The sequence below is a fragment of the Sphingomonas sp. genome, from assembly GCF_025362505.1.
Lineage (GTDB): Bacteria > Pseudomonadota > Alphaproteobacteria > Sphingomonadales > Sphingomonadaceae > Sphingomicrobium.
This window is the reverse complement of sequence record NZ_JANYGG010000111.1, coordinates 15844-38401: the sequence shown is the minus strand read 5'-3', so window position 1 is coordinate 38401 and position 22558 is coordinate 15844. Positions and strand designations below refer to the sequence as shown.

22 protein-coding genes are annotated in these 22558 nt (G+C 65.8%); 12 read left to right on the top strand and 10 right to left on the bottom strand.

Annotated features, from left to right (window positions below; all coding sequences use genetic code 11):
• Positions 1-23 precede the first annotated feature (23 nt).
• Complete coding sequence (locus Q0R27_RS10825; RefSeq protein WP_293944380.1) at positions 24-557, top strand: VOC family protein; 534 nt, start codon at positions 24-26, stop codon at positions 555-557.
• Here Q0R27_RS10825 and Q0R27_RS10820 read toward each other — a convergent pair.
• Positions 554-2662, bottom strand: a complete 2109-nt coding sequence (locus Q0R27_RS10820; protein ID WP_293944377.1) for a PQQ-dependent dehydrogenase, methanol/ethanol family — start codon at positions 2660-2662, stop codon at positions 554-556. The genes Q0R27_RS10825 and Q0R27_RS10820 overlap by 4 nt on opposite strands.
• A 153-nt stretch (positions 2663-2815) precedes the next feature.
• Between Q0R27_RS10820 and Q0R27_RS10815 the strand changes: the two genes are divergently transcribed.
• Positions 2816-3376, top strand: a complete 561-nt coding sequence (locus Q0R27_RS10815) for a carboxymuconolactone decarboxylase family protein (RefSeq protein ID WP_293944375.1) — start codon at positions 2816-2818, stop codon at positions 3374-3376.
• Between the two features lie 56 nt (positions 3377-3432).
• Here Q0R27_RS10815 and Q0R27_RS10810 read toward each other — a convergent pair whose 3' ends face one another.
• Positions 3433-5925: a TonB-dependent receptor gene (locus Q0R27_RS10810; protein ID WP_293944373.1), complete on the bottom strand. Its 2493-nt coding sequence runs from the start codon at positions 5923-5925 to the stop codon at positions 3433-3435.
• A 259-nt stretch (positions 5926-6184) separates the two neighbouring features.
• Between Q0R27_RS10810 and Q0R27_RS10805 the strand changes: the two genes are divergently transcribed.
• The 4 genes from Q0R27_RS10805 to Q0R27_RS10790 are packed head-to-tail and all read left to right on the top strand — an operon-like array spanning position 6185 to position 9006.
• Complete coding sequence (locus tag Q0R27_RS10805) at positions 6185-6481, top strand: antibiotic biosynthesis monooxygenase family protein (protein WP_293944370.1); 297 nt, start codon at positions 6185-6187, stop codon at positions 6479-6481.
• Positions 6478-8118, top strand: a complete 1641-nt coding sequence (locus Q0R27_RS10800) for a class I adenylate-forming enzyme family protein (RefSeq protein WP_293944368.1) — start codon at positions 6478-6480, stop codon at positions 8116-8118. Before Q0R27_RS10805 ends, Q0R27_RS10800 begins: the two co-directional genes overlap by 4 nt.
• Entirely contained in the window at positions 8115-8420 is a 306-nt protein-coding gene (locus tag Q0R27_RS10795; protein ID WP_293944366.1) for an antibiotic biosynthesis monooxygenase family protein, read from the top strand. The genes Q0R27_RS10800 and Q0R27_RS10795 overlap by 4 nt, the downstream gene beginning before the upstream one ends.
• Before the next feature lie 4 nt (positions 8421-8424).
• Positions 8425-9006, top strand: coding sequence for a nuclear transport factor 2 family protein (locus tag Q0R27_RS10790; protein ID WP_293944365.1), 582 nt, complete (start codon positions 8425-8427; stop codon positions 9004-9006).
• 7 nt (positions 9007-9013) lie between these two features.
• Here the strand turns inward: Q0R27_RS10790 and Q0R27_RS10785 are convergent, their stop codons facing one another.
• The 6 genes from Q0R27_RS10785 to Q0R27_RS10760 are packed head-to-tail and all read right to left on the bottom strand — an operon-like array spanning position 9014 to position 15308.
• A complete protein-coding gene (locus Q0R27_RS10785) occupies positions 9014-10411 on the bottom strand; it encodes a dihydrolipoamide acetyltransferase family protein (RefSeq protein ID WP_293944364.1) in 1398 nt (465 codons plus the stop codon).
• 10 nt (positions 10412-10421) lie between these two features.
• Positions 10422-11432, bottom strand: coding sequence for an alpha-ketoacid dehydrogenase subunit beta (locus Q0R27_RS10780; protein WP_293944362.1), 1011 nt, complete (start codon positions 11430-11432; stop codon positions 10422-10424).
• A 12-nt stretch (positions 11433-11444) separates the two neighbouring features.
• The gene (locus Q0R27_RS10775) at positions 11445-12374 is read right to left on the bottom strand and encodes a thiamine pyrophosphate-dependent dehydrogenase E1 component subunit alpha (RefSeq protein ID WP_293944403.1); all 930 of its coding nucleotides are present in this window, start codon (positions 12372-12374) and stop codon (positions 11445-11447) included.
• A 53-nt stretch (positions 12375-12427) separates the two neighbouring features.
• Positions 12428-13756, bottom strand: a complete 1329-nt coding sequence (locus Q0R27_RS10770) for an aromatic ring-hydroxylating dioxygenase subunit alpha (protein WP_293944360.1) — start codon at positions 13754-13756, stop codon at positions 12428-12430.
• Positions 13757-13784: 28 nt separating this feature from the next.
• Positions 13785-14546, bottom strand: coding sequence for an SDR family oxidoreductase (locus Q0R27_RS10765; RefSeq protein WP_293944358.1), 762 nt, complete (start codon positions 14544-14546; stop codon positions 13785-13787).
• 12 nt (positions 14547-14558) lie between these two features.
• Positions 14559-15308, bottom strand: a complete 750-nt coding sequence (locus Q0R27_RS10760; protein WP_293944356.1) for an SDR family oxidoreductase — start codon at positions 15306-15308, stop codon at positions 14559-14561.
• 173 nt (positions 15309-15481) lie between these two features.
• On the opposite strand from Q0R27_RS10760, the gene Q0R27_RS10755 reads away from it, so the two are divergent.
• Positions 15482-16156: a TetR/AcrR family transcriptional regulator gene (locus Q0R27_RS10755; RefSeq protein WP_293944354.1), complete on the top strand. Its 675-nt coding sequence runs from the start codon at positions 15482-15484 to the stop codon at positions 16154-16156.
• On the opposite strand, the gene Q0R27_RS10750 is transcribed toward Q0R27_RS10755, so the two are convergent.
• On the bottom strand, positions 16144-16875 hold the full coding sequence (locus tag Q0R27_RS10750; protein WP_293944352.1) for a ThuA domain-containing protein: 732 nt from the start codon (positions 16873-16875) through the stop codon (positions 16144-16146). The two genes, Q0R27_RS10755 and Q0R27_RS10750, sit on opposite strands and share 13 nt — an antisense overlap.
• Before the next feature lie 74 nt (positions 16876-16949).
• Here Q0R27_RS10750 and Q0R27_RS10745 point away from each other — a divergent pair, with 74 nt between their 5' ends.
• Genes Q0R27_RS10745 through Q0R27_RS10735 form a run of 3 tightly spaced genes read left to right on the top strand, consistent with a single transcriptional unit; the run spans position 16950 to position 19662 of the window.
• Complete coding sequence (locus Q0R27_RS10745) at positions 16950-18155, top strand: CoA transferase (RefSeq protein ID WP_293944351.1); 1206 nt, start codon at positions 16950-16952, stop codon at positions 18153-18155.
• Positions 18152-18508: an OB-fold domain-containing protein gene (locus tag Q0R27_RS10740; RefSeq protein ID WP_293944350.1), complete on the top strand. Its 357-nt coding sequence runs from the start codon at positions 18152-18154 to the stop codon at positions 18506-18508. Before Q0R27_RS10745 ends, Q0R27_RS10740 begins: the two co-directional genes overlap by 4 nt.
• Positions 18509-18510: 2 nt before the next feature.
• Positions 18511-19662, top strand: a complete 1152-nt coding sequence (locus Q0R27_RS10735; protein WP_293944349.1) for a thiolase — start codon at positions 18511-18513, stop codon at positions 19660-19662.
• A gap of 5 nt (positions 19663-19667) precedes the next feature.
• Here the strand turns inward: Q0R27_RS10735 and Q0R27_RS10730 are convergent, their stop codons facing one another.
• Positions 19668-20420 carry an enoyl-CoA hydratase-related protein gene (locus Q0R27_RS10730; protein WP_293944348.1) on the bottom strand — a complete coding sequence of 251 codons (753 nt, stop codon included), beginning with the start codon at positions 20418-20420 and terminating at the stop codon, positions 19668-19670.
• A 77-nt stretch (positions 20421-20497) separates the two neighbouring features.
• On the opposite strand from Q0R27_RS10730, the gene Q0R27_RS10725 reads away from it, so the two are divergent.
• Both Q0R27_RS10725 and Q0R27_RS10720 read left to right on the top strand, forming a co-directional pair.
• A complete protein-coding gene (locus Q0R27_RS10725) occupies positions 20498-21376 on the top strand; it encodes a ThuA domain-containing protein (RefSeq protein ID WP_293944401.1) in 879 nt (292 codons plus the stop codon).
• Positions 21369-22547, top strand: a complete 1179-nt coding sequence (locus tag Q0R27_RS10720; RefSeq protein WP_293944346.1) for an acetyl-CoA C-acetyltransferase — start codon at positions 21369-21371, stop codon at positions 22545-22547. The genes Q0R27_RS10725 and Q0R27_RS10720 overlap by 8 nt, the downstream gene beginning before the upstream one ends.
• The last annotated feature ends 11 nt before the right edge of the window (positions 22548-22558 follow it).

Genomic DNA, 22558 nt, shown 5'->3' with positions numbered 1-22558 from the left:
GGACCAGCAGAAGGAGCGATGCGATGAGCCGTTTGTTCGGGCCGATCTTCCAAATGGCTTACGTCGTCCCCGAGCTCGAGCCGTTTCTCGACCACATGAGTCGAGTCGTCGGGGTCGGGCCCTTCTTCCTGTTCCCAACTCCGCTGCCGTTCGAATGGCTCAAGCGCCATGACGAGGCGACCACGGCCTATGACATCCTTAGCCATGCCGCGCTCGCCTATAGCGGCGACACGATGATCGAGGTCATCGTGCCGGGGAGCGATCCGTCGCCCTATCGCGATTTTCTCGACGCCGGGCGCAGCGGACTGCATCACCTGGGCAGCTGGGCGGTCGACTATGATGCGCAGATGGCGGCAGCGCGGGGAGCCGGCATCAGGGTTGCGATCGAGGGCAAGCTGCCGCTGTCGCGCTTCGCCTATCTCGAAACCGATGAAGCGTGGCCCGGGACGATGGTCGAGATCATTGAGCCGCAGCCGGCGATGCTCGAGATGTTCGCCATGATCAAGCAAGCCGCAGTTGGCTGGGATGGCAGCGAGCCGCTCAGGACGCTCGGCTAGGGGGCGGGTTTGGGCGTCGGCGGAGACTTGCGCAGCGAGCTTGCGGCGGCGCGCAGGAACTGGCGGACATCAGACCGTTCCTGGTCAGTCAATTCGTCGAACTTCGGCATTCCCTGAGAGACGAGAGCGCCGTCGTGAACGATCGCGTCGAGGCTCTGCTGCGACAGGATCGCGCCCGACATGCGCAGATCGGGGGCCGTGCCCGCAGCGGCGACCCCGCCACCGTGGCAGACAAGACAGCGCGTGTCGTAGACCATGCTGCCGCGCGCCTCGGTTGTCGGATCCGAGACAAAGTCTGGATCGTCGATCGCCTTGACGACATGGGGGATCTTGGCCGGCAGCGTCGCCCCGCCGCCGATGGCGAATGTCAGCACGCGCCGGGCCTGGGTGCGATAATCGATCTCATAGCGGGCGAGCGCCGAGCCGAGAAAGCCACCGCTGGTGCCGTTGCCGGTGATCACCGTGACATATTGCCTGCCGTTGACACTGTAGCTGATCGGCGGAGCGATCACCGGAGCCTTGGCGTCGAAGGTCCACAACAAGTGGCCATTGCGCGCGTCATAGGCGTTGAACTTCGAGTCCATCTGCCCCTGGAAGACGAGGGTGCCGCCGGTCGCCAGAACGCCGCCGTTGAAGTGTATCGGGGTCTTGACGCGCCATACTTCGCGTTGCCGGACCGGGTCCCAGGCGACGAGCGAACTCGCGCTGTCCTCATTGCCCTTGGGGAAGGCGATCGTCGGGTTGACGGCGTAGTCGAGCGCCAAGCCGCCCTTGCGCTTCCAGTTCTGCGCGGTGATGCCGCGGTCGTCATAGGTCACTTTGAGGTCGATCGCCGGGATGTAGACCAGCCCCGTCTGACGGCTGAACGCCATCGGCAACCAGCTATGCGCGCCCATCGGGCCCGGCGAGATCGTAGCAACTCCGCTTTCGTAGCGGATGCCGGGGTTCTCGATCGGGCGGCCAGTGGCGATGTCGATGCCCTTGGCCCACGTCACCGGGACGAACGGCTTGGCCGAGATGAGCTTTCCGGTGAGCCGGTCGATGACATAGACGAAGCCATTCTTGGGCGCCGTGATCAAGACCTTGCGCGGCTGGCCGGCGATGGTGAGGTCGGCCAGTGCCATGTCCATCGCGGAGTTATAATCCCAGCTTTCGCCCGGGTTGATCTGATAGTGCCATTTGTAGGCGCCGGTCTTCGCGTCGAGCGCGACGATAGAGCAGAGGAACAGATTGTCACCCTTGCCATCCGAGCGGATCTTGCGGTTCCACGGGCTGCCGTTGCCAGTGCCGATGAACACGGTGTTAGTCGCGCGATCATAGCTCATCGCATTCCACACGGTGCCGCCGCCGCCCTTGGTCCACCAGTCGCCTGCCCAGGTCTTTGCGGCCATCCTCATCGCGTCGTTCTCGAAGCCCTTGGCGGGGTCGCCGGGGACTGTCCAGAAACGCCACACCTGCTTGCCCGTTTCGGCGTCATAGGCCGTGATATAGCCGCGGATCGCGGCAACGTCGGCGCCGCCGTTGCCGATCAGCACCTTTCCATCCATGATGCGCGGTGGCCCGCTGATGAAGCGCAAGTCGCCGGGGTCGAGCGTCTGGGTAGTCCATACCGGCTGGCCGGTCTTTGCGTCGAGTGCGATCAGGCGGCCGTCCTGAGTTGCCGTGTAGATCTTGCCGTTGAAGTAGGCGATCCCGCGGCTGCCCCAGCCCTGCCGGAGGCGGACGCCCGACACTTCCGGTGCCTTGGGATCATATTTCCACAAGGGCTTGCCGGTGGCGGCGTCGACCGCGTTCACCTCGGAATAGAAGCGCGCAAAATAAAGCGTGCCGTCGACCTCGATCGGGCCGGTCGCCGAATTGCCGGGAGGCAGGTCGAGCGACCAGGCGAGGCCGAGTTTCGCGACGTTCGACGCGTTGATCTCGCCCAGCGGGCTGAAATGCTGCTCGCCCTCGGTACGGCCGAAGCCTGGCCAATCGCGACCGTCGGCCCGGTCGGTGGCCTGGTCGTCGCTGGCCACTGTGGAGACTGGAGCGCCGGACTGGGTACAGGCCGCAAGCAAAAGGCCGATCCCGGCGAGGGCGAACGATGTACTACGCGAAGTCATGATCAGTCCTCGACAGAGTAATGGCAGCAGTCATATAAGTTACAGCATTACGAGCCGGCTATTTAAAGGAACGCCGACTGCACAGAAACGAGATGATGCTCTGGTTCTATTATTATGCTATTGTCAAAACTCTTATTGGCAAGGAGAATAAATATGGCGCGAGTCGCTGTTCCTGAAAATGCGATGGGAAATCCGTTCGGCTATGTTCTTGGCCAGTACGCTCAGCCACTCGGAGCGGCCGGGGGCGCGTTTGCCAACGCCGTCTATCAATCGTCGCGGCTGCCACTGCGCGTGCTCGAGGCGGCGCGGTTTCGCACCGCCCAGATCAATGGCTGCATGGTGTGCCAGAGCATGCGCGCGGCGCGGCATGTCGACCAGTTCATCGGCGCCGGCGGAGGCGACGTGTCGCAATCGATCGTCGCGCGCGGCGGTGAGGCCCCCGATGAGGCATTCTACTTGGCGGTCGAGGGCTGGCGTGAGGCGACCGACTTTTCCGAACGCGAACGGCTGGCGATCGAACATAGCGAACGGATGGCGCAAGACCCCCACGGCTTTGCCGCGGACGAGGCCTATTGGGTCCGCCTCCACGCCGCGTTCAGCGACGATGAGATCGTCGACCTGACGCTGTGCATCGCGGCGTGGATGGCGATGGGCCGCTTCACCCATGTGCTCGAACTGGACACGGTGTGTATGGACGACATGCTCGCCGCCTGACGAGGGGGGCGGGGCGGTCGCCCCACTCCCCCTGCGCAAGGCTGGCCGAGCAGCGCTCACCGGCCGAGCTTCATGCCCAGTTCGATGCCATAGAAACGCGGCGCGCCGTATTGCGCGTTCTGCCACAGGCCAGCGACATTCTGCTCGGCGGTTTTATAGCGCTTGTCGGTCAGGTTGCGGCCGATCAAACGGGCGTAATAACGGTCGTCGGCGTTGGCCAGGGTCACCGACGCATTGACCAGCGTCCGCGCGTTGAGGAAAGTGTTACCTAGGATCTGTTGGATGTCCTGGGTGAACAAGTTCCGTCCGACATAGGTCACATTGCCGTTGAAGGTCGCCTTCAGGCTGGCGATCGGCACTTGATAAGTCCCGTCGAACGTCCACTGCCACTTGGGGGCACGGTCGAGCGGGGCGTCGGCGAGATTGTAGCCGGCGCCGGGCGCGGTATAGGTCTTGTACTTGCCGTCCTGATAGCCGAGCACCCCACGCAGAGTCAGACCGCGCATCGGCACCGCCGACGTCTCGAGCTCGAGCCCGTTGACTACCGCGCTGGCGGCATTGACGAACAGCGTTACCTGGTTCGGCTGGCCGTTGACGACGATCGGCACGTTGAGCTGCTTCTGCAGGTCCTGGTACTTAACGTGGAAGCCGGTGAGGTTGAAACGCAGCCGGTGATTGTAGAATTCACTCTTGAGACCGGCCTCCCAGCTGTCGGCGGTCTCGGGCCGGGTGGCGCGAGCGGCGTCGCGGAAGGCATTGAGGTCGGCTCCGAACGCCGCGAAGCCACCTATCTGGTCGTTGAACCCGCCCCCTTTGAACCCGCGCGAATAGGTCGCGTAAGCGAAGATGCTTGGCGCCGCCTGCCAGCCGAGGCTGACGCGATAGGTTGGCTTGTTCGACTTGGCCTTCACCGTCACGACGCCAGCGGGGTAATTGTAGACACTGGCATCGAGCGAATTGTTGACGACGATGGTCGGGTCGAACCCGCCGCCTAGTGTGGGCACAAACGCCTGTTGGCGGCCGAGCCAGGTCTTCTTTTCCCACGTGTAGCGCGCGCCGCCGGTCAGCGTGACGGTTGGCGTGATCTTGTACGTACCTTCGGCGAAAACCGCTTTCGACGATCCCTTCTGGGCGTTGCACAGGATGAAGGGCGTGTCGTTCCAGTTGCCGAACGGCAGCGGCCCGGCCACGAGATCGAGGAAACCGAGGATCTGCGCCACGCAGAAGTCGATCGATTCATGCTGGTAGAAGCCGCCGGCGACGAACTGGAACGGCCCCTGGAACTTGCTCGCGAACCGCACCTCCTGCTGGAACGTCTTGCGATTGTCGTCGCGGCTTGCGTCGAAGAAGGCCAGCGACTGGCCGTCGGCGGCGGTCGGCGCGACGCCCGCGTAGCTATTGGGCAGCCGCGTCCGCTGGAAGCGATAGCCGGTGACCGACGTCAGCGTGCCCGAACCAACGTCGAGGTCGGAATTGAGATAGAAGCCATCTACGCTGACCCGCTGGCCTTTATCGATATTGACCAGCCCGGTGTTGCGCGTCGTGATCGCGGCATTGTCGAGCGGATCGCTGCTGTTCGGGTTCGGGCGCACCGTGTGGAGCAGGTCGGTGAGAAACGCTCCGCTGCCGGTATATTCGCTATTGACATTGACCGACGGCACGCTGTCCGAACGATCGCGCAACCACTCATATTGAGCGAGCATGCGCAGCCCGCTGGTCGGCTCGAACAACAATTTCGCGCGCGCATTAGCCACCTTCCGGCCGCCGATCCGGCGTCCGTCGAGGCATCCCGACACGCCTTGAAACTTGCTCGGCACAAAGCCGGTCACCGGGCCGTAGCAGGCGCCGTTGTGGTAATAGCCGTCGTCCTTGTCGTAACCGCCGACCACGCGCAGCGCGAGCTTGTCGTTGATCAGCGGAATGTTCAGCGAACCCTGAATCTTCTGGGTGTTGAAGCTGCCGTACTGGAAGCGCGCTTCGGCGCCGAACTGGTTCATCACCGGGCGTTTGGTGCGCACGGTGACCGCGCCGCCGGTAGTGTTCTTGCCGAACAGCGTACCCTGCGGGCCGCGCAACACTTCGACCTGCGCAACGTCGAACGTGTCGAGCAGCTGGGTCTGGACCGACGGCACGACGAAATCGTCGAGCAGCACCGCGACCGGCGGCTCGAAATAGACAATGATCGACGTCTGGCCGACGCCGCGAATGGCGAACGACGCGGCGTTGAACCCGGTGATGGTCGAGGCCGAGAAATTCGGGACGAAGGCGGCCAGGTCGCCGATGTTGCGCGGCGCCGCCTGCTGGATCAGCGAAGAGTCGATCACCGACACCGCGATCGGGGTGGTCTGGAGGCGACTGTCGCGGCGGGTCGCGGTAACGACGATGTCGGCAAGGCCGCCGCTTTGCGACGCCGGTGCGGCAGTGGCCTGGCCGGCGGGAGGCAGCGCGGGATCGGCGGCGCTCGCCGTTTGCGCCTGAAGCGGGCCAGCCGTCAGGCCGACGATCAGTGCGCCAAGCGCGCTCGTTGCGCGCAGTGTTCGAATTACCATGTCCTTCTCCCCATCTTGCCCGGCCGTTTCTGCGAACGGCTCCTGTTTGCCCGCGCATCATGACCCGCGTTTTACAAAATTGCAATCAGTCGTGATTGTATTTTTTACGCGCGGTTTGCCCCGCCGTTCGCGGACGGGCGCCGTTTCGTAACGCGCCGGCTCATTTATCGAAAATGACCACTTGAAAAAGCATGCGTGATTGTTTTTGATGCAGGCCTAGCCGGTGCACCTGACGCCGGGCAACGAGAGGACCCTCCCCGTGGCTTACAGCTTCCTGTCGCGTTTCCGCATCAAGGCCGTCCGTGAGATGGATTTCATCGCATTGGCGAAGCAGATGGAAGGGCTCGTGGAACGGGAACCCGGCACGCTGGCCTTCAAATTCTTTCGGCTCGAGGAACCGCAGATGTTCGCGGTCTACGAAAGCTTCGTCGACGAAGCTGCCGACAAGGCGCATATGGAAACCGACCACGGCAAGCCGGTGATCGAACAGATGATCGGCTGCATGGACGGCAGTTATCACCGCGAGATGCTCTACGACCTGGACCCGACGACGTGAGCGGAACGGCGGCGCGAACGTTCGGCCAGCTGCTCACCACCGCGGCCCAATCGTTCGGGCCGCGCGACGCGATCATCTTTCCCGACCGGCGGCTGAGCTATGAGCAATTGGGCCAGCGCGCTCGCAGCTGGGCTAAGGCGCTAATCACGATGGGAGTGCGGCCGGGCGAGAATGTCGGGATCCTGCTGACAACGCGAATCGAGTTCATCGAGCTGTTGTTCGGGATCACGATGACCGGCGCGGTCGCGGTGCCGATCAACGCGCGCTACCAGGCGCACGAGCTTGCCTTCCTGATCAGGGATGCCGACCTGGTAGCTCTGTTCACCACCGGCCGGGTCGCTGACTCGCTCGATTTCGGCGAGCGGCTGCGCGCTGCGCTGCCCTCGCTCGAGCAAGCCGACACGGGTTCCCTGGCGCTCGACGAAGCCCCGTTGCTGCGAACCATCGTCTGCCTCGACCCGCCGTGCGCGTCCTATCTCGTCGGCGGCGAGGACGCGCTTGCCGCCGGCGCCGATGTGCCAGACACCGAACTCGATCGGCGAATCGCCGATGTCGCGCCCGAAGACATCGCCTTCATCCTCTACACGTCGGGAACCACCGCCAACCCCAAGGGGGCGCTGATCAGCCATGGCGCGCAGATCGGCAATAGCCGCAGCCTCGGCGTCCGCTACGAGGCCACCGGCGACGACAAGGTGTGGTCGCCGCTGCCGATCTTCCACATCGCCGGCATCCTGCCGATGACGATGATCCTCGACCTTGGCGGCGCCTATATGACGGTGCCGCATTTCGACGCCGGAGTTGCGATCGACATGCTCGGCCGCGAAGGTGCGACGATCGCTTATCCGAGCTTCGTGACGATCATGCAGGACCTCATCAGCCACCCGAGCTTCGCCTCGTCCGACCTCTCGCGATTGCGCGTGATGAACAGCAATTTCGCGGTGCAGCCCGACTGGATCCGCGATGCGGTGTGCGCCGCGGTGCCGCACACGGTGCAGGTCAGCACCTATGGGCTGACCGAGGCGGCGGGGACGGTGACGACCAGTCGGCTCGGCGATCCGTGGTCGCTTCGTACCGGCCGCTGCGGCGCGCCGCTCGACGATTGGCAAGTGCGGATCGTCGATCTCGAGACGGAAGAGGAATGCGCGCTTGGCGAGCGCGGGGAGATCGTCATTCGCGGGCCGGGCATGCTGTCAGGCTATTACAACGCGCCCGAGAAGACCGCGGAGGTGATGCGCGACGGCTGGTTCCACACCGGCGACATCGGTTCGTTCGACGAGACCGGGCACATCATGTTCCACGGCCGAACCAAGGACATGCTCAAGGTCGGCGGGGAGAATGTGGCGGCGGCTGAGATCGAGTCGATGCTCCAGTCGCATCCCGCAGTGAAGCTCGCGCAGGTCGTCGGCATTCCCGACGAGCGCTATGCCGAAGTGCCCGCTGCCTTCGTCGAACTCGCCGAAGGGGAAAACGCGAGCGAGGCCGAGCTCATCGCCCACTGCCGCGGCAAGCTCGCGAGCTTCAAACTGCCACGCCATGTGCGGATGGTGACAAGCTGGCCGATGTCGACCAGCAAGATCCAGAAATTTCGATTGAGAAGCGAGCTGATCGACGAGCTCGAGCAAGGGAAAACATCATGACCGGCAAGAGCTTCATCGCCTATCTGCGGACGAGCCCGGAAAGGCGCGACGAGATGATCGCGCTGCAGACCGAACTGAAATCGCTGGTGTTCGAGCAGGAGCCCGACGCGATCGTCTACGAACTACTCCAGTCCGACGAGAACCCCGACCGGTTCGCGGTGGTCGCGACCTTCCGCGACGACGCCGCGTTCGACAAGCATATGCACATCGACTTCCACGATCGGCTGGTGCCGCCGATCGTCGCCTGCCTCGCCGAGGAGATGACCCTCGATTTCTACCGTTCGCACGGGCAAGGAGCCTGACACCATGACCGACAACCAAGCCGATCTCGAAGATCTGGTCGCGCGGCGCGACTGCTATGCGGTGCTGACCAACTATTGCCGGGCACTCGATCGATGCGACGCGGACCTGATGGCGAGCGTCTATTGGCCCGACGGGATCGACAATCACGGGGTGTTCAACGGCAACGCCGCCGCTTTTGCCGACTACATCGTCCGCGAGATCCAGAATTGGTTCGAGGTCACGATGCACGCGATCATGAACGTCCACATGGAGGTCGCCGGCGACGTGTGCGTCAGCGAAGCCTATCTTTTCGCCTATCACAAGGTCCGTGCCGACAAGGCCGACGAGATTTTCGGATCCGACTATATGGCGAAATTCGATTGCGCCGGGCTCGATCCGAACCACCATCATTTCTATTTCGGCGGCCGCTATCTCGACCGGCTGGAACGGCGCGACGGCGAGTGGCGGATCGCCAAGCGACAGGTCGTGATGGACTGGAACGACAACAGCCCGTCGGGTGAGATCCTGGGCCAGGGAATGTTCGCGACGCTGCGTCCGCTTGGGGAACGCGGACAGGGCGACCTGGTGTTCGCCAACCGCCCCTAGGCCATGATCAGAGCAGGTAGGGCGCCTCGATCAGCGCAGCGAGTGCGGCCATGAAGCGCGCGCCGTCGGCACCGTCGATCGCACGATGGTCGCACGACAATGACAGGTGCATCATCGGCACGAGGCGGATCGCGCCCTCGTCGTCGATCGGTTCGGAGCGCGCCGCGCCGACCGCAAGGATCGCGCCCTGCGGCGGATTGATGATCGCGTCGAACTGGTCGATGCCGTGCCCGCCGAGGTTGGACAGCGAAAAGCTGCCGCCGCTGATTTCCTCCGAGGCGAGACGGCCCGAACGGGCACGCTGGGCAAGGTCGGCGACGATCCGCGAGATGTCGGCGACACTCAGCGCCTGCGCGGCGGTGACGATGGGGGTCATCAGCCCGCGCTCGGTGGCGACCGCGACCGCAATGTCGGCGTCGGCGAAACGATGAATGTCATTGCCGTGGACTTGGATGTTGACCTGCGGCACTTCCGTCAGGGCCAGCGCGCAGGCCTTGACCAGATAGTCGTTGATCGTCGGCCTGGGCCCATCGATCGCCTTGCGCAGCGCGACGAGCCGATCAACCCTGACACGGCGGCGAAGGTAGAAATGCGGGATGGTCTGCTTGGACTCGGTCAGCCGTCGGGCGATGGTCCGGCGCATGGCGCTCATCGGCACGACCTCGACCTTGCCTGAGGGCGGCGGCACGGGCGGCCGAGTGGAGGGTACGGGGGACGGTTCGGCGGGCGCGACGGCGGCGAGCACGTCGGCCTTGCCGATGCGGCCCTTGGACCCCGAGCCCGTCAGACCTGCGAGATCGACGCCGTGGAGATGGGCGAGGCGGCGGGCGAGCGGGGTGGCATAGGCGCTGCCCAGCGGTGTCAGTGGATAGGGACCGCGCAGGTTGGGGCGGGCTTCCGGGCAAGCCGCCTGGTCGACGTCTTGCGCGGTGATCCGGCCGCCGCGGCCCGTGCCGGCGATGGCGGCGACGTCGATCCCGCGGCTCTCGGCGGCGAGGCGCGCCGCGGGGCTGATCGCGATCCCGGAGGGAATCGGCTTTAAAGCTGCCGGCGGGGGAGCAGCGGGGGCTGGAGGCACCGCGTCCGCCTCTTCGCCGAAGCTCGTGTCGGCCTGGCGGAAACCGGCCACAATTGCATCGATCTCGGCCTCGCTTGCCTCGTCACCGTCGGACAGCACCGCCAGCAACGCGCCGACCGGATAGGTCTCGCCGGCCGTGGCGATCAGGCGAACGAAGCGGCCGTCGGCCTCGGCCTCGATCTCGTTCGTGATCTTGTCGGTCTCGATCAACGCCAGCACCGCACCCTTGGCGAATGGCTCGCCCTCGGCCACGCCCCATTCGGCGATCGTGCCTTCAGCCATCTCGATGCCCCATTTGGGCATGGTGAAGGTTCTGAGATTGGCCATCGCGCGGCCCTTAGCGGAAAGCGAGGGTGCGGCGGACAGCATCCTCGATCTTCTGGGGAGATGGCAGCCACGCCCGTTCGAGCTCACGCGCGAACGGGATCGGGGCGTGCGGCCCGGTGACCAGGGCGGGCGGCGCCTTGAGGCTGGAGAAGGCTTTCGCGGCGACAATCGCGGATACGTCGGCAGCGAGGCTGCAGCGCGGCGGGCTTTCGTCGACAACCACCAGCCGGCCGGTCTGTTCGACCGAGTCGAGGATCGCTTCCTCGTCGATCGGGCTCGTGGTGCGCAGGTCGATGAGATCGATGCCGATGCCCTCGGCGGCGAGCTTGTCGCAGGCCTTTTCGGAGAAGTTGACCATGCGACCACAGGCGACGATCGTCACGTCGCCGCCCTCGCGGACCATGCGCGCCTCGCCGAAGCGCTGGCGATGCTCGCCGTCGGGCACCTCGCCCTTCAGGCCGTAGAGCGCTTTGTGCTCGAAGAACATGACCGGATCGTCCCCGCGCAGGGCCTCGGTCAGCAGCCCCTTGGCGTCGGCTGGCGTCGCCGGGAGGACGACCTTCAGCCCGGGCATCGAGGTCAGCAGCGCATAGACCGACTGGCTGTGCTGCGCCGCCGAGTTCATTCCCGCGCCATAGATCAGCCGGACCACCGCCGGGCATTTGGTCTTGCCGCCGAACATGTAGCGGAACTTGGCCATCTGGTTCCACAATTGGTCGAGGCTGACGCCGATGAAATCGGCGAACATCAGCTCGGCGACGGGGCGCATCCCGGCGAGCGCCGCGCCAGCCGCCGCGCCGATGATGGCGCTTTCGGAAATCGGCGTGTCGATCACCCGGTCGGCGCCGAACTTGTCGTAGAGCCCCCCGGTGGTGCCCCAGATGCCGCCGATCGCTTCCTGCCCGCCAGCGGTCCCGGCGCCGCCGACGACGTCCTCACCAAGCACGATGATCGATGGATCGCGCGCCATTTCCTCGTGGAGGGTGAGGTTGATCGCCTCGCGGATGTTCATCACGGCCATGACGCACGCCTCTCAATAATCGACATAGACGTCTTCGGCTACGGTGGCGGGGTCGGGGGGAGCGGCGGCGCGCGCTTCGGCGGTTGCTTCCTCGATCAGCTGTGCGACCTCGGCCTCGATCGCGTCGAGCGGCGCGAGGTCGGTGAGGCCGGCGCCGGGGGCGCGGTCGCGGAAGATCTTGAGCGCGTCGCGTTCGGCGCGGATCCGGTCGAGCTCGCCGGGGCCGCGGTAGCGCTGCGGGTCGCCCTCGAAATGGCCGTAGAAGCGCTCGGTATCGAGCTCGATCGCGGCGGGCAGGTTGGTCGAGCGCACATAGTCGAGCAATTCGCCCATCACGGCATAGGTGTCGAAGAAATCGCACCCGTCAGCGCGCCACACCTTCATCCCGAACGCCTCTGCCCGGCTGGCGATGTCCCGGGCAGTGCCGACCGCATAATCGACCCCGGTATGCTCGGAATAATGGTTGTTCTCGAACACGAAAATCGCCGGGACCTTGGTCACGACGGCAAAGTTCATCGCTTCGAAGGTCGTCCCCTGGTTGCACGCGCCGTCACCCGAAAAGGCAATCGCGACGCGCCCCTTGCCCTGCAGCTTGGCGGCAAGCGCGGCGCCGACCGCCTGGGGCGCGCCGGCGCCGACGATGCCGTTGGCACCGAGCATGCCGATCGACAGGTCGGCGATGTGCATCGACCCGCCGCGCCCCTTGCAGAGCCCGTCGGCGCGGCCGTAAATCTCTTTCATCATCCCCTTCACATCGCAGCCCTTGGCGATGCAGTGCCCATGGCCACGATGCGTCGAGACGATCATGTCCTCGGTGGTAAGATGGTCGCAAACCCCGACGGCGGCGGCTTCCTGCCCGCAGTAGAGGTGGGTGAAGCCGGCGATCTCGCCGGTTTTAATCTCTTCGTGAAGCCGTTCCTCGAATTGGCGGATTGTTGCCATGCGGCGATAGGCGCCGAGCAGCGCCGTGTGGTCGAGCGTGTGAGCCTTGCCTGTCACAGGTCGCTTGCCCCTTGTCCGGCGGGATAGATGTAGTCGGTCAGTGCCTTATGGAAGCCGCGGATGCGAAGCTCCTGGTCGCCGATCCACAGGCCGGGGAAGGCGTCGGACTGCATTCCCTTCTGGACCGTCGGCAGGTTGAACGCATCCTGGTCGAGCACCTGCCCGATCGAGCGGTCGCCGTGGGCGAACCGCTGGTGGCGCGGCCGCTCCGGCCATTCCTCACCTTCCGGGATCAGCTCGAACATCCAGATGTCGTAAAGCATCTTGTTGGGGTCGGTTGCGTGGGGGCGCATGCGGAACATCATCACGTCGTCGGCATGGACGTTCATCGAGACGTTTGGGAAAATCGAATAATGATAGTCGTCGGTCAGCTGGTCATCGTTGAGGCTTGAATAGTCCTTGCCCTGGTCCGGGCCATGCTTGCGCTTGAATTTCTGGACGTCGAGGCGGATGTCGCTGACTCGTCCTTCATAGTCGGCCGGGTCCATCCCCGCCTTGACCATGATGTCGTGGATCGCGGGCGGGATCGCCGAGGGCAGCGCGACGCGGCCGGAGACGGTGGCGAAGGGTACGAGATAGCGGCTGTGCTTGCCGTAGAGGTCGATCTGGCAATTGGTATCGTCGAGATACCATTGCAGCTGGGGGTGGATGCCCTGGACGTGATAGACTTCGCTGAACGCGTCGACCGCGGCCTTCCAGTTGCAGTTCCATTCGACCGTGCTGTCGCGCACCCATGCCATCCGCTCGATATGATAGGGGCTAAGGTGACGCTGCATCGGCTCGAGATAGTCGGCGAGCGGGCCGGCGTCGGGGTTGAGCGAATACCACACGAACCCGCCCCATTCCTCGGCCGGATACGCGGGCAGCGCAGCACCCGGCGGGGCGCCTTGCGGGAAGGTGCCGAGGTCAGGGATGCGGCAGATCTTGCCGCCAAGATCGTAGGTCCAGTGATGATACATGCACTGGAACTGCTCGGCGTTGCCACGGCCTTCGGGACGGAGCCGGTTGCCGCGATGGAGGCAGACGTTGGGGAAGGCGCGGACCGAGCCATCGGCCTGGCGGACGATCAGCACCGATTCCTTGCCGATCTCGGTACAGATATAGTCGCCCGGCTCGGCCATGTCGTCGGAGCGGCCGCCGAGCAGCCAGGCCTTGGTCCACATCCGCTCCCATTCGAGCTTCATGAAGGCCTCGCTGGTGTAGCGCGCCGCCGGGATGATCGCGGAGCCGAGGTCGGGATCCTCCTCCTTCCACGCCGGTGTCCCGTCGGGCCAGTCCTGCGGGTTGACCCGCACGATGTCTATCTTGCGCTTGACGTCCATCAGCCTGCTCGTCTTGCTCCTCGTAGGGCTAGAAATGGGTGCGGTTGGTGAAGCCGCCGTCGACGGTGAGATGCGATCCGTTGCACCAGCTTGCCGCCGGGCTGGCAAGGAAGGCGATGCAGCGGGCGATTTCCTCGGGCGTGCCCAGCCGACCGGTCGGCTGCTGGCGCAGTTGCGACTGGTAGAATTTCTCCATCGTGCCCTTGATCATTTCCCAATTGCCGCCCTCGAACTCGACCGGGCCGGGCGAGACGACGTTGACGCGAATGCCGTCCTTGCCGTGGAACAGCGCGAGTTGCTTGCCCCAGGTGACGAGCGACGCCTTCATCGCATTATAGGCCTGGGGCCCGCCCATCGCCTCGCCCGCCGAGGTGGTGGCGATGAGGACGATTGATCCCGACTGCTGCTCGGTCATCTTGGGAATAACCGCCTCGACCGCGCGGACCGGGCCCATGACGTCAACCTCGAACGCGTTGGTCCAATATTTCTCGCTGCCCATACCGCCGCCCGACGACGAGATGGGGATGAGGATGTCGACCCCGTCGAGCGCCTCGATCGCCCATTCGAGCCAGGCCTTGTAGTCATCGGCCTTCTTGACGTTGACCGGCTTGCCGACGACCTTCCCGCCGTAACGCGAGAGGTGCGCGACGGCATCCTTGACGCTGTCCTCCGAGCGAGCGGTGATGGCGAGGTCGCAGCCTTCGCGCGCCAGCGTCTCCGCAGTGGCCATGCCGATGCCGCGCGCCGCGCCGACCAGGATCGCCTTTTTCCCCTGAAGTCCAAGGTCCATCGCTACTTCCTCTCAAGTCTTCATTTCGTCGGAGCGCGGCAGTCGGCCGAGTTGCGCTCCGCCGCTTACCTGTACGATTTCGCCGCTGATAAAACAGTCCGGTGCGGCGAGGTGGGCGACCGTCGCCGCGACCTGCTCGGGCGTGACCAGCGCGCCGAGCGCGGACTCGCGGCGGTAGAGTCGCTCGAAATGGGGGTTGGCGAGGAAGCCCTCGGTCATCGGGGTGCGCGAGAAGCCCGGCGCGACGGCGTTGACGCGGATCCCTCGCGGGCCGAACTCGATCGCGGCGATGCGCACCACCTGATCGAGCGCCGCCTTGGCCGCTGCATAGGCGGCTAGCCCCTCGCCCGCGATCCGCGCAGTGAGCGAGGAGAAGAGGATGATGCTCCCGCCACTCGGCATTGCCGGCACGACGTGCTTGAGAAGCAGCAGGTTGGCGGTGACGTGGATCGCATATTGCTCGTCGATTGCCTCGCGTCCGAGCTTGAGGATCGACCGCGCCGAGTTCGTGCCGGCGGCGTTGACGAGAATGTCGACCGGACCAGCGGCGGCGGCGAGCGCGGAGATCGATGCTTCATCGGTCAGGTCGCAGGCGAGCGCTCTGCCGTCCAGCTCAGCGGCGAGCGCCAGGAGCGGCTCGATCCGGCGCCCGGCGACGATGACCCGCGCGCCCTCGGCAGCCAGGCGACGTGCGACTGCTTCGCCCAGCCCGCCGGGGCTCGACGCGCCAATCACCAATGATGTGCGAGCCTCTCGCTTCATGTCTGGCTAGTGCATGACGCGCTACAAACGATCAAGCAAAACATACATGATTGTTTTTTTATTTGACGAGCATATGATCGCTCCCGCTCGGAGATTTGGACCTGCGTCGAAGCCGGCGGCAGCTTGACACGCACTCGCGCCTGTCATCAAGCGAGGTTTGCAAGGAGATGAATTTGGCTCGCGCAGAAGTTCGTACCGCGTCCACGCCACGGCCCGCACGGCCGGCCGGCGTTCCTCCCACGCTCCAGTCGGTCAAGAGCGCGCAGACCCGCGCCAAACTGATCGAGGCGACGATCCGCTGCATCGTCAAGCTGGGCTATGCCAAGACCACCACCCCGCAGGTCGCGGCCGAGGCCGGCCTGTCGCGCGGGGCAATGCTGCACCATTTCGAAAATGGCGCGGCGCTGATCAAGGCGGCAATCGTCGAGCTTCACGAGAAACGGCTGCGCGCCTTTCGCCGCGCCGCGGATACCGAGACACACGATACGGCGACGCTGGTGCGCACCTATTGGAAGCAGCTGCAGAAGCCGGCCTTCGTCGCTTTTCACGAGCTGGCGCTGGCGGCGCGGTCCAACCCCGAACTCGCACGGATCCTCCAACCGCTGCAGGTCGAGTTTCGCGAGCGGTTCAACCAGCAGGCCGACTCATTGTTTCCCGAATGGGGTCCCGATCGCCACCGCTTTCACCTCGCGATGACTCTGTCGCAGACGATGCTCGAGGGGATGGCGATCCAGCGGCTGACCGGCGCGACCGACGAGGCGATGGTCGAGCCGATGCTCAACCTGCTCGAGGAGCAGGTCGCGTCGATGAACCCCGCGCTCCACCCCGAAATCGTTCAGTCGAGCTGAGGAAGTCCCCAGCGGATACCGCGGCGAAGCAGCTCGTAAAAGACCGGATAGTTCCAGCCGCAATGCTGGGGATGAGGCCAGAAACGGCTGAGTGGACGAAGATCATAATGCCCGCGGCAGTGGCCAAGGGTGAGGTAGAGGACCCCGCCGTGACCGACGCGACGTTCGTAAAGCACCGGGACCTGAGGATCGTCCCACTCGGCGTCACGAAATTCGGGGCAGCTGCCGGTGAAGCTCGTGTGGAGCAATACGTCGATCTCGGCGGTGCGGTGCGACAAATAGAGCTCATCCTCGATGCTGAAGTCACGAAGGCCGTGGGTCATGGCGTGGTCGGCGCGAGTCACCTCGACCTTGAACGGGGCGATCGGCGGATGGCCTGCGAAGCGCGTTCCGAGCAGCGCCATGAAGGTCGGATTGTCGTCGGGGCAGTCGACCTTGCCGTCGTCGGCAAAGCGCAGCAGCGAATTGGTGCCGTGGAGCGCGAGCCAGCGGCCGCCGCGCTCGAGCCAGCCGGCGATCGCTTCGGTCTGGGCGGCATCGGGAACGAGGTCGCAGGTATAGGTGACGAGCAGGTCGGCGGCGGCGATCCGGTCGGTGTCGGCATAGTCGCTGCTCACCGAAGTGCGGATTGCGGCGTGCTCGGCAAACAGCTTGAGCAATTCGAGCCGCGCGAAGTCGATGTCGTGATATTTGCCCGCTGCGACCAGATGAACCTGCACGGCCTAACCTCCTCCTCGCACGTGCGCACGATCCTATGCCCGTCGCGCGTGATGGCAAGCACGGGTGATCGGGCATGAGCGGCGGGCGTGGCAAGGGGCCGCTCGCGGGGGTCCGCATCCTGGATCTGACGAGCGTGCTGATGGGGCCCTACGCGACCCAGATCTTCGCCGATCTTGGCGCCGACGTAATCAAGGTCGAAAGCCCCGACGGCGACACGACGCGTCACCTGCCCCCTGGCCGAGACGAGGGGCGCGGGGGCATGTTCCTCAACGTCAATCGCGGCAAGCGCAGCCTGGTCCTCGACCTCAAGCAAGCCGCCGCACGCGACGCATTGCTGGCGCTCGCGCGGGACGCCGACGTGTTTGTCCATTCGATGCGCGCGCAGGCAATCGGGCGGCTCGGGCTCGACTATGCCGCGCTCAAGGCGGTCAATCCGCGCATTGTCTATGCCAACCTTTACGGCTTCGCGCGCGATGGGCCGTATCGTGACTATCCGGCCTATGACGACATCGTCCAGGCGGCATCGGGGCTGGTCGATCTTCAGGCGCGGCTGTCGGGCGGTCAGCCGACCTATCTCGGCACGGTCGTCGCCGACAAGGTCGCCGGGCTGACCGGAGCCTACTCGATCATCGCCGCGCTGTTCGCGCGCGAGCGCAGCGGTGAGGGCCAGGAAATCGAAGTGCCGATGTTCGAGACGTTGGTGTCGTTCACCATGGTCGAGCATCTGTGCGGATCGCTGTTCGACCCGCCGCTCGGCCCGCCCGAATATCCGCGGGTCGTGGCCGCCTCCCGGCGGCCCTATGCGACTAGCGACGGCCACATCGGGGTGATGATCTACAACGACAAGCACTGGCGCGCCTTCTTCGCCGCGCTCGGCGACCCCGACTGGTCGAAGGACGAGATGTTCGCCTCGATCGGCAATCGCACGCGCAACATCGGCGCGGTGCTCGACCGCGTCGCCGAGGTGCTTGCCGCGCGCACCACCGCCGCGTGGCTCGAGTTGTTCCGCGAGGCGCATATCCCGGCGATGGCGATCGCCAGCCCGCAGGACCTGCTCCACGACCGGCACCTGGTCGAGACCGGCTTCTGGGTCGAGCGCGATACCGAGGCGGGGCAGCTTCGCTATCCGGGGATCCCGACCGCTTTCTCGGCGACCCCGGGCGAGATCGGTGATCCGGCGCCGATGCTGGGCAGCGACAGCCGCGCGGTGCTAGCCGAAGCCGGGCTCGACGAAGCGGCGATCGACGCGTTGTTCGCGAGCGGAGCGGCGCGCGAATGAGCGCCTCGCCCGAAACGGTGTGGCGCGAGGCGCTCGCAGAGGGTCGGCTGCTGCTCCAGCGGGCTCGGGGTAGTGGGTCGATCGTCTTCCCGCCGCGGCTTGCCGAGCCGGGTTCTGGCGAGGAGGATCTCGAATGGGTCGAGGCGTGTGGAATGGGCACGGTTTATTCAGTGACGATGATCGGCCGCAAGCCCCCCGCCGAACCCTATAACGTCGTGCTGGTCGATCTGGACGAAGGCGCGCGGGTAATGAGCCGGGTCGAGGGTAGTGCCGGGGTTGCGATCGGACTTCGCGTTCGCGCGACGATCGACCTTGGCGGCGACGAGCCGTTGTTGCTGTTCGAGCCGGCCTGACGATGGGCGGCAACTTTCCGCGCGGACGGACCGCGATCGCCGGGGTCGCCACCTATGGGCTTGGCGAGGCACCGGGCTATTCGTCGATCGAACTCGCCGCGAAGGCCGGGCTGCTCGCGGTCGCCGACGCGGGGCTCACCCTGCCCGAAGTCGACGCGCTGTTCATCTGCCTGCCCGACGATTTCTTCGCCGGCCTGTCTTTCGCCCAGTATCTCGGCCTGTCGCCGCGCTTCACCGACAACAACCGAACCGGCGGCTCGGCGTTCATGAGCCATGTCGCGACCGCGGCGATGATGCTCGATGCGGGCTATATCGACTGCGCGCTGATCGCTTACGGATCGAACCAGCGCAGCGGCGGGGGAAAGCTCGCCACGCCGTTTAAAAGCAATGCCTGGGAAGCACCCTACCGGCCGCTGTTCCCGGTCTCATCCTATGCGCTCGCCGCGGCTCGCCACTTCCATGAATATGGCACGACCCGCGAGCAGTTGGCCGAGGTCGCGGTTTCCGCGCGAAACTGGGCGAACACGAACCCGGAAGCCTTCGCCAAGGGGCCGCTGACAATCGAGGATTGCCTCGCCGCGCGGATGATCTCGTCGCCGCTCGGCGCGCGCGACTGCTGCCTGGTGACCGACGGCGCGGCGGCGATCGTTATGACCCGGACCGACCGCGCGCGTGACCTCGCCAAGCGCCCTGTCGCCGTGCTCGGCGCGGCGGCGGCGACCTGGTACAGTGCCATCTCGCAAGCCGCCGACCTCACCACCACCGCCGCCGCCGAGAGCGGCCCGCGCGCCTATGCGATGGCCGGGGTCGGGCCGCACGATATCGACGTCGTCCAGCTCTACGACGCCTTCACCATCAATCCGATCCTGTTCCTCGAAGATCTCGGCTTCTGCCCCAAGGGCGAGGGCGGGCGGTTCGTCGCGGACGGGCGAATCGGCCCGGGGGGCGAGCGGCCGGTCAACACCGATGGCGGCGGCCTATCGTGCGCCCATCCGGGCATGTACGGGCTGCTCGCGATTGCCGAGGCGGCGCGGCAGTTGCGGGGCGAAGCGGCCAACCAGCTGCCCCGTGCCGAGGTGGCGCTGGCCCACGGCAGTGGCGGGACGCTGTCGAGCCAGGCGACGATCATCCTCGGCGGACCGGCGACGCTGTGACGAGGCTAGTCTTTGGGGCCGGCGAAGGCAGCGATCCCGGCGCGGATCGCCTCGCCGTCGAGCGTCGCTTCGCCCCACGCCCGGCCGAAGCGCAGGCTGTCGTCGATCGCGGCATCGGCGGCGAGGTCGTGGAGCAGCTTGGCGTTGCGCACCCCTTCCTGGGGATAAGCAGCGATCATCTCGCCGATCGCGATTGCCCGGTCGAGAAGGTCGGCGGCGGGGACGACTTCGCTGGCGAGACCGAGCTCGACCATCCGCCGCGCACCGATCGGCTCGCCGGTCAGGATCAGCGCAAGCGCTGTCTGGCGCGGGACCATCCGCGCGAGCCGCTGGATCCCGCCCGAGAAGGCGAACATGCCGTGGCGAACCTCGGCCAGCGCGAACACCGCATGGTCGGCGGCGATGACGATGTCGCAGGCGAGCGCGATCTCGAAGCCGCCGGCGACCGCGGCGCCGTTGATCGCGGCAATCAGCGGTTTGGTCCGTCGGCGCTGGGTAATGCCGCCGAATCCGCGGCCGGGGATGAGCCCCGATCCGGGGCCGTTGGCGGCGGCTTCCTTCATGTCCATCCCCGAACAGAAGGCGCGGGGGCCCACGGCGGTGAGGATCAGGACGGCGACCCCGGGATCGCGCTCGCCCTCGTCGACCGCTTGGTCGAGCGCTGCCGAAGTCGCGCTGTCGAGCGCGTTGCGGCGATCTTCCCGGTCGATCGTCAGGATCATCAGCGCGCCGCGCCGCTCGATGCGCAATCCGGTCATGGCTCGTTCCCTTCGTGGTGGGCCAGCGTAACCGAGCGCGCACGCACGGCCAAGCGGGCGGATGCGGCGTGAACGGGATGCGCGTGTTCGTCGCGACCGGCGGACATGCTTTCGCGCGCGATGCGTTCGAAGAAATGCTTCGCGCGGTCGGGATCGTGCCGACCTTCGTCGATCAGCCGGCGGCGGCGATGCTGATGAACCCCGACGCGATGCGCGGTTATGACGCACTCCTGCTCTACGACATGCCGGGATTGGATTTCGCATCGCCGGTCGAATCGCGGCCCGAGCCGGTCGCGCCGCCGCCCGAATTCGTGAACGGGTTTCGCGCGCTGCTGGACGAGGGCAAGGGCATCGTCGCACTGCACCACGCGATCGCCGGCTGGCCCGGCTGGCCGGCTTACGCCGAGACGCTGGGCGGGGCGTTCCTCTATCGGCCGGCAATTGTCCGCGGGGTGCAGCGGCCAGGATCGGGCTATGTCCCACAGGCGCGCTTGGCGGTGATTACCGCGCCGCCACACCCGGTGCTGGAGGGCGTTCCTCAGAGGTTCGAGATCGAGGACGAGCCCTATCTTTTCGAGGTTTTCGACGATGTGGTCGAGCCGCTGTTGCGGCGCGATCCGATCGCCGGCTCATTCCGCTCGGCGTGTCATGCCGTGCGCAGCATTGATGACGAGCGCGACTGGGTACCGCCCACCGATTGTCGCGTTATCGGCTGGGTCAAGGCCGCGGGGAACAGTCCGCTGGTCTATCTCCAGCCCGGGGACGGGCCGGCCGCCTTCGCCAATCCCGCCTACCGCACGCTGGTCGGCAACGCACTGCGCTGGGTCGCCTCGCCCGCGGCGCGCGCGTGGTTGGACGAGCGGAGACACGGGCGCGATCATCATCCCTCGACCGGCATGGCGTCCTCCATCGATCATTCCGCCGCGGCGGCACCAACAGGAGCAGAATATGACTGAAGCCTATATCGTCGACGCACTTCGCACCGCTGGGGGGCGCCGCAACGGCGCACTGCGCGACTGGCACCCGGCCGACATGGGCGCCGCGGTGATCGACGCGCTGCTTGCGAAAAGCGGGATCGACCCCGCCGCGATCGAGGACGTCATCGTCGGCTGCGTATCCCAAGTCGGCGAGCAGAGCTTTCACGTCGGGCGCAACATGGTGCTCGCCTCGTCGCTGCCCGAGAGCGTACCGGCGGTGACCATCGATCGTCAGTGCGGAAGTTCGCAACAGGCGCTGCATTTCGCGGCGCAAGCGGTGATGTCGGGGACGCAGGACGTGATCATTGCGGCCGGGGTCGAGCATATGACGCGCGTGCCGATGGGTTCACCGACCATGCTCGCGATGCAGGCTGGGGTCGGGGTCGGTCCGTGGAGCGAGGCGATTCTCGAGCGGTTCGGGGTGACACAGTTCAGCCAGTTCACCGGCGCGCAAATGATCGCCGACCGCTATGGCTTCACCCGCGACCAGCTGGACGCCTTCGCGGTGGAATCGCATCGCAAGGCCGCCGCGGCTACCGACGCCGGGGCATTTGGCGAAGAGATCGTTCCGCTCCTAGTGGTCGACGCCGACGGACATGAAACGCTTCATACCCGCGACGAGGGCATTCGCCGCGACGCGTCGCTGGAGGGACTGGCGCAGCTCAAGACGCTCCAGCCCGGCGGGGTCATTACCGCCGGCAACGCCAGCCAGATCTGCGACGGGGCATCGGGCGTGCTGATCGTCAACGAGCGCGCGTTGAAGGCGCATGGCCTCACCCCGATCGCGCGGATCGAGCAGCTTACGGTCACCGCCGGCGACCCGGTGATCATGTTGATGGAGCCGATCCCGGCGACACGCCGCGCGCTCGAGCGGTCGGGCCGCGCGATCGGCGACATCGACCTGTACGAGGTCAACGAGGCGTTCGCGCCGGTGCCGCTGGCGTGGCTCAAGGAGCTCGGCGCGGACCCCGCGCGGCTCAATGTCAACGGTGGGGCAATCGCGCTCGGTCACCCGTTGGGCGCGAGCGGAACCAAGCTGATGGCGACGCTGGTCCACGCCTTGCGCGCCCGCGGCAAACGCTTCGGGCTGCAAACGATGTGCGAGGGCGGCGGGATCGCCAATGTCACCATCATCGAAGCGCTCGGCTAAGCAGAGGGGGG

Coding starts and splice junctions, on each gene's coding strand:
- Q0R27_RS10825 (WP_293944380.1), top strand. CDS start 24: ATGAGCCGTTTGTTCGGGCCGATCTTCCAAATGGCTTACGTCGTCCCC.
- Q0R27_RS10820 (WP_293944377.1), bottom strand. CDS start 2,662: ATGACTTCGCGTAGTACATCGTTCGCCCTCGCCGGGATCGGCCTTTTG.
- Q0R27_RS10815 (WP_293944375.1), top strand. CDS start 2,816: ATGGCGCGAGTCGCTGTTCCTGAAAATGCGATGGGAAATCCGTTCGGC.
- Q0R27_RS10810 (WP_293944373.1), bottom strand. CDS start 5,925: ATGGTAATTCGAACACTGCGCGCAACGAGCGCGCTTGGCGCACTGATC.
- Q0R27_RS10795 (WP_293944366.1), top strand. CDS start 8,115: ATGACCGGCAAGAGCTTCATCGCCTATCTGCGGACGAGCCCGGAAAGG.
- Q0R27_RS10790 (WP_293944365.1), top strand. CDS start 8,425: ATGACCGACAACCAAGCCGATCTCGAAGATCTGGTCGCGCGGCGCGAC.
- Q0R27_RS10785 (WP_293944364.1), bottom strand. CDS start 10,411: ATGGCCAATCTCAGAACCTTCACCATGCCCAAATGGGGCATCGAGATG.
- Q0R27_RS10780 (WP_293944362.1), bottom strand. CDS start 11,432: ATGGCCGTGATGAACATCCGCGAGGCGATCAACCTCACCCTCCACGAG.
- Q0R27_RS10775 (WP_293944403.1), bottom strand. CDS start 12,374: ATGGCAACAATCCGCCAATTCGAGGAACGGCTTCACGAAGAGATTAAA.
- Q0R27_RS10770 (WP_293944360.1), bottom strand. CDS start 13,756: ATGGACGTCAAGCGCAAGATAGACATCGTGCGGGTCAACCCGCAGGAC.
- Q0R27_RS10765 (WP_293944358.1), bottom strand. CDS start 14,546: ATGGACCTTGGACTTCAGGGGAAAAAGGCGATCCTGGTCGGCGCGGCG.
- Q0R27_RS10760 (WP_293944356.1), bottom strand. CDS start 15,308: ATGAAGCGAGAGGCTCGCACATCATTGGTGATTGGCGCGTCGAGCCCC.
- Q0R27_RS10745 (WP_293944351.1), top strand. CDS start 16,950: ATGAGCGGCGGGCGTGGCAAGGGGCCGCTCGCGGGGGTCCGCATCCTG.
- Q0R27_RS10740 (WP_293944350.1), top strand. CDS start 18,152: ATGAGCGCCTCGCCCGAAACGGTGTGGCGCGAGGCGCTCGCAGAGGGT.
- Q0R27_RS10735 (WP_293944349.1), top strand. CDS start 18,511: ATGGGCGGCAACTTTCCGCGCGGACGGACCGCGATCGCCGGGGTCGCC.
- Q0R27_RS10730 (WP_293944348.1), bottom strand. CDS start 20,420: ATGACCGGATTGCGCATCGAGCGGCGCGGCGCGCTGATGATCCTGACG.
- Q0R27_RS10725 (WP_293944401.1), top strand. CDS start 20,498: ATGCGCGTGTTCGTCGCGACCGGCGGACATGCTTTCGCGCGCGATGCG.
- Q0R27_RS10720 (WP_293944346.1), top strand. CDS start 21,369: ATGACTGAAGCCTATATCGTCGACGCACTTCGCACCGCTGGGGGGCGC.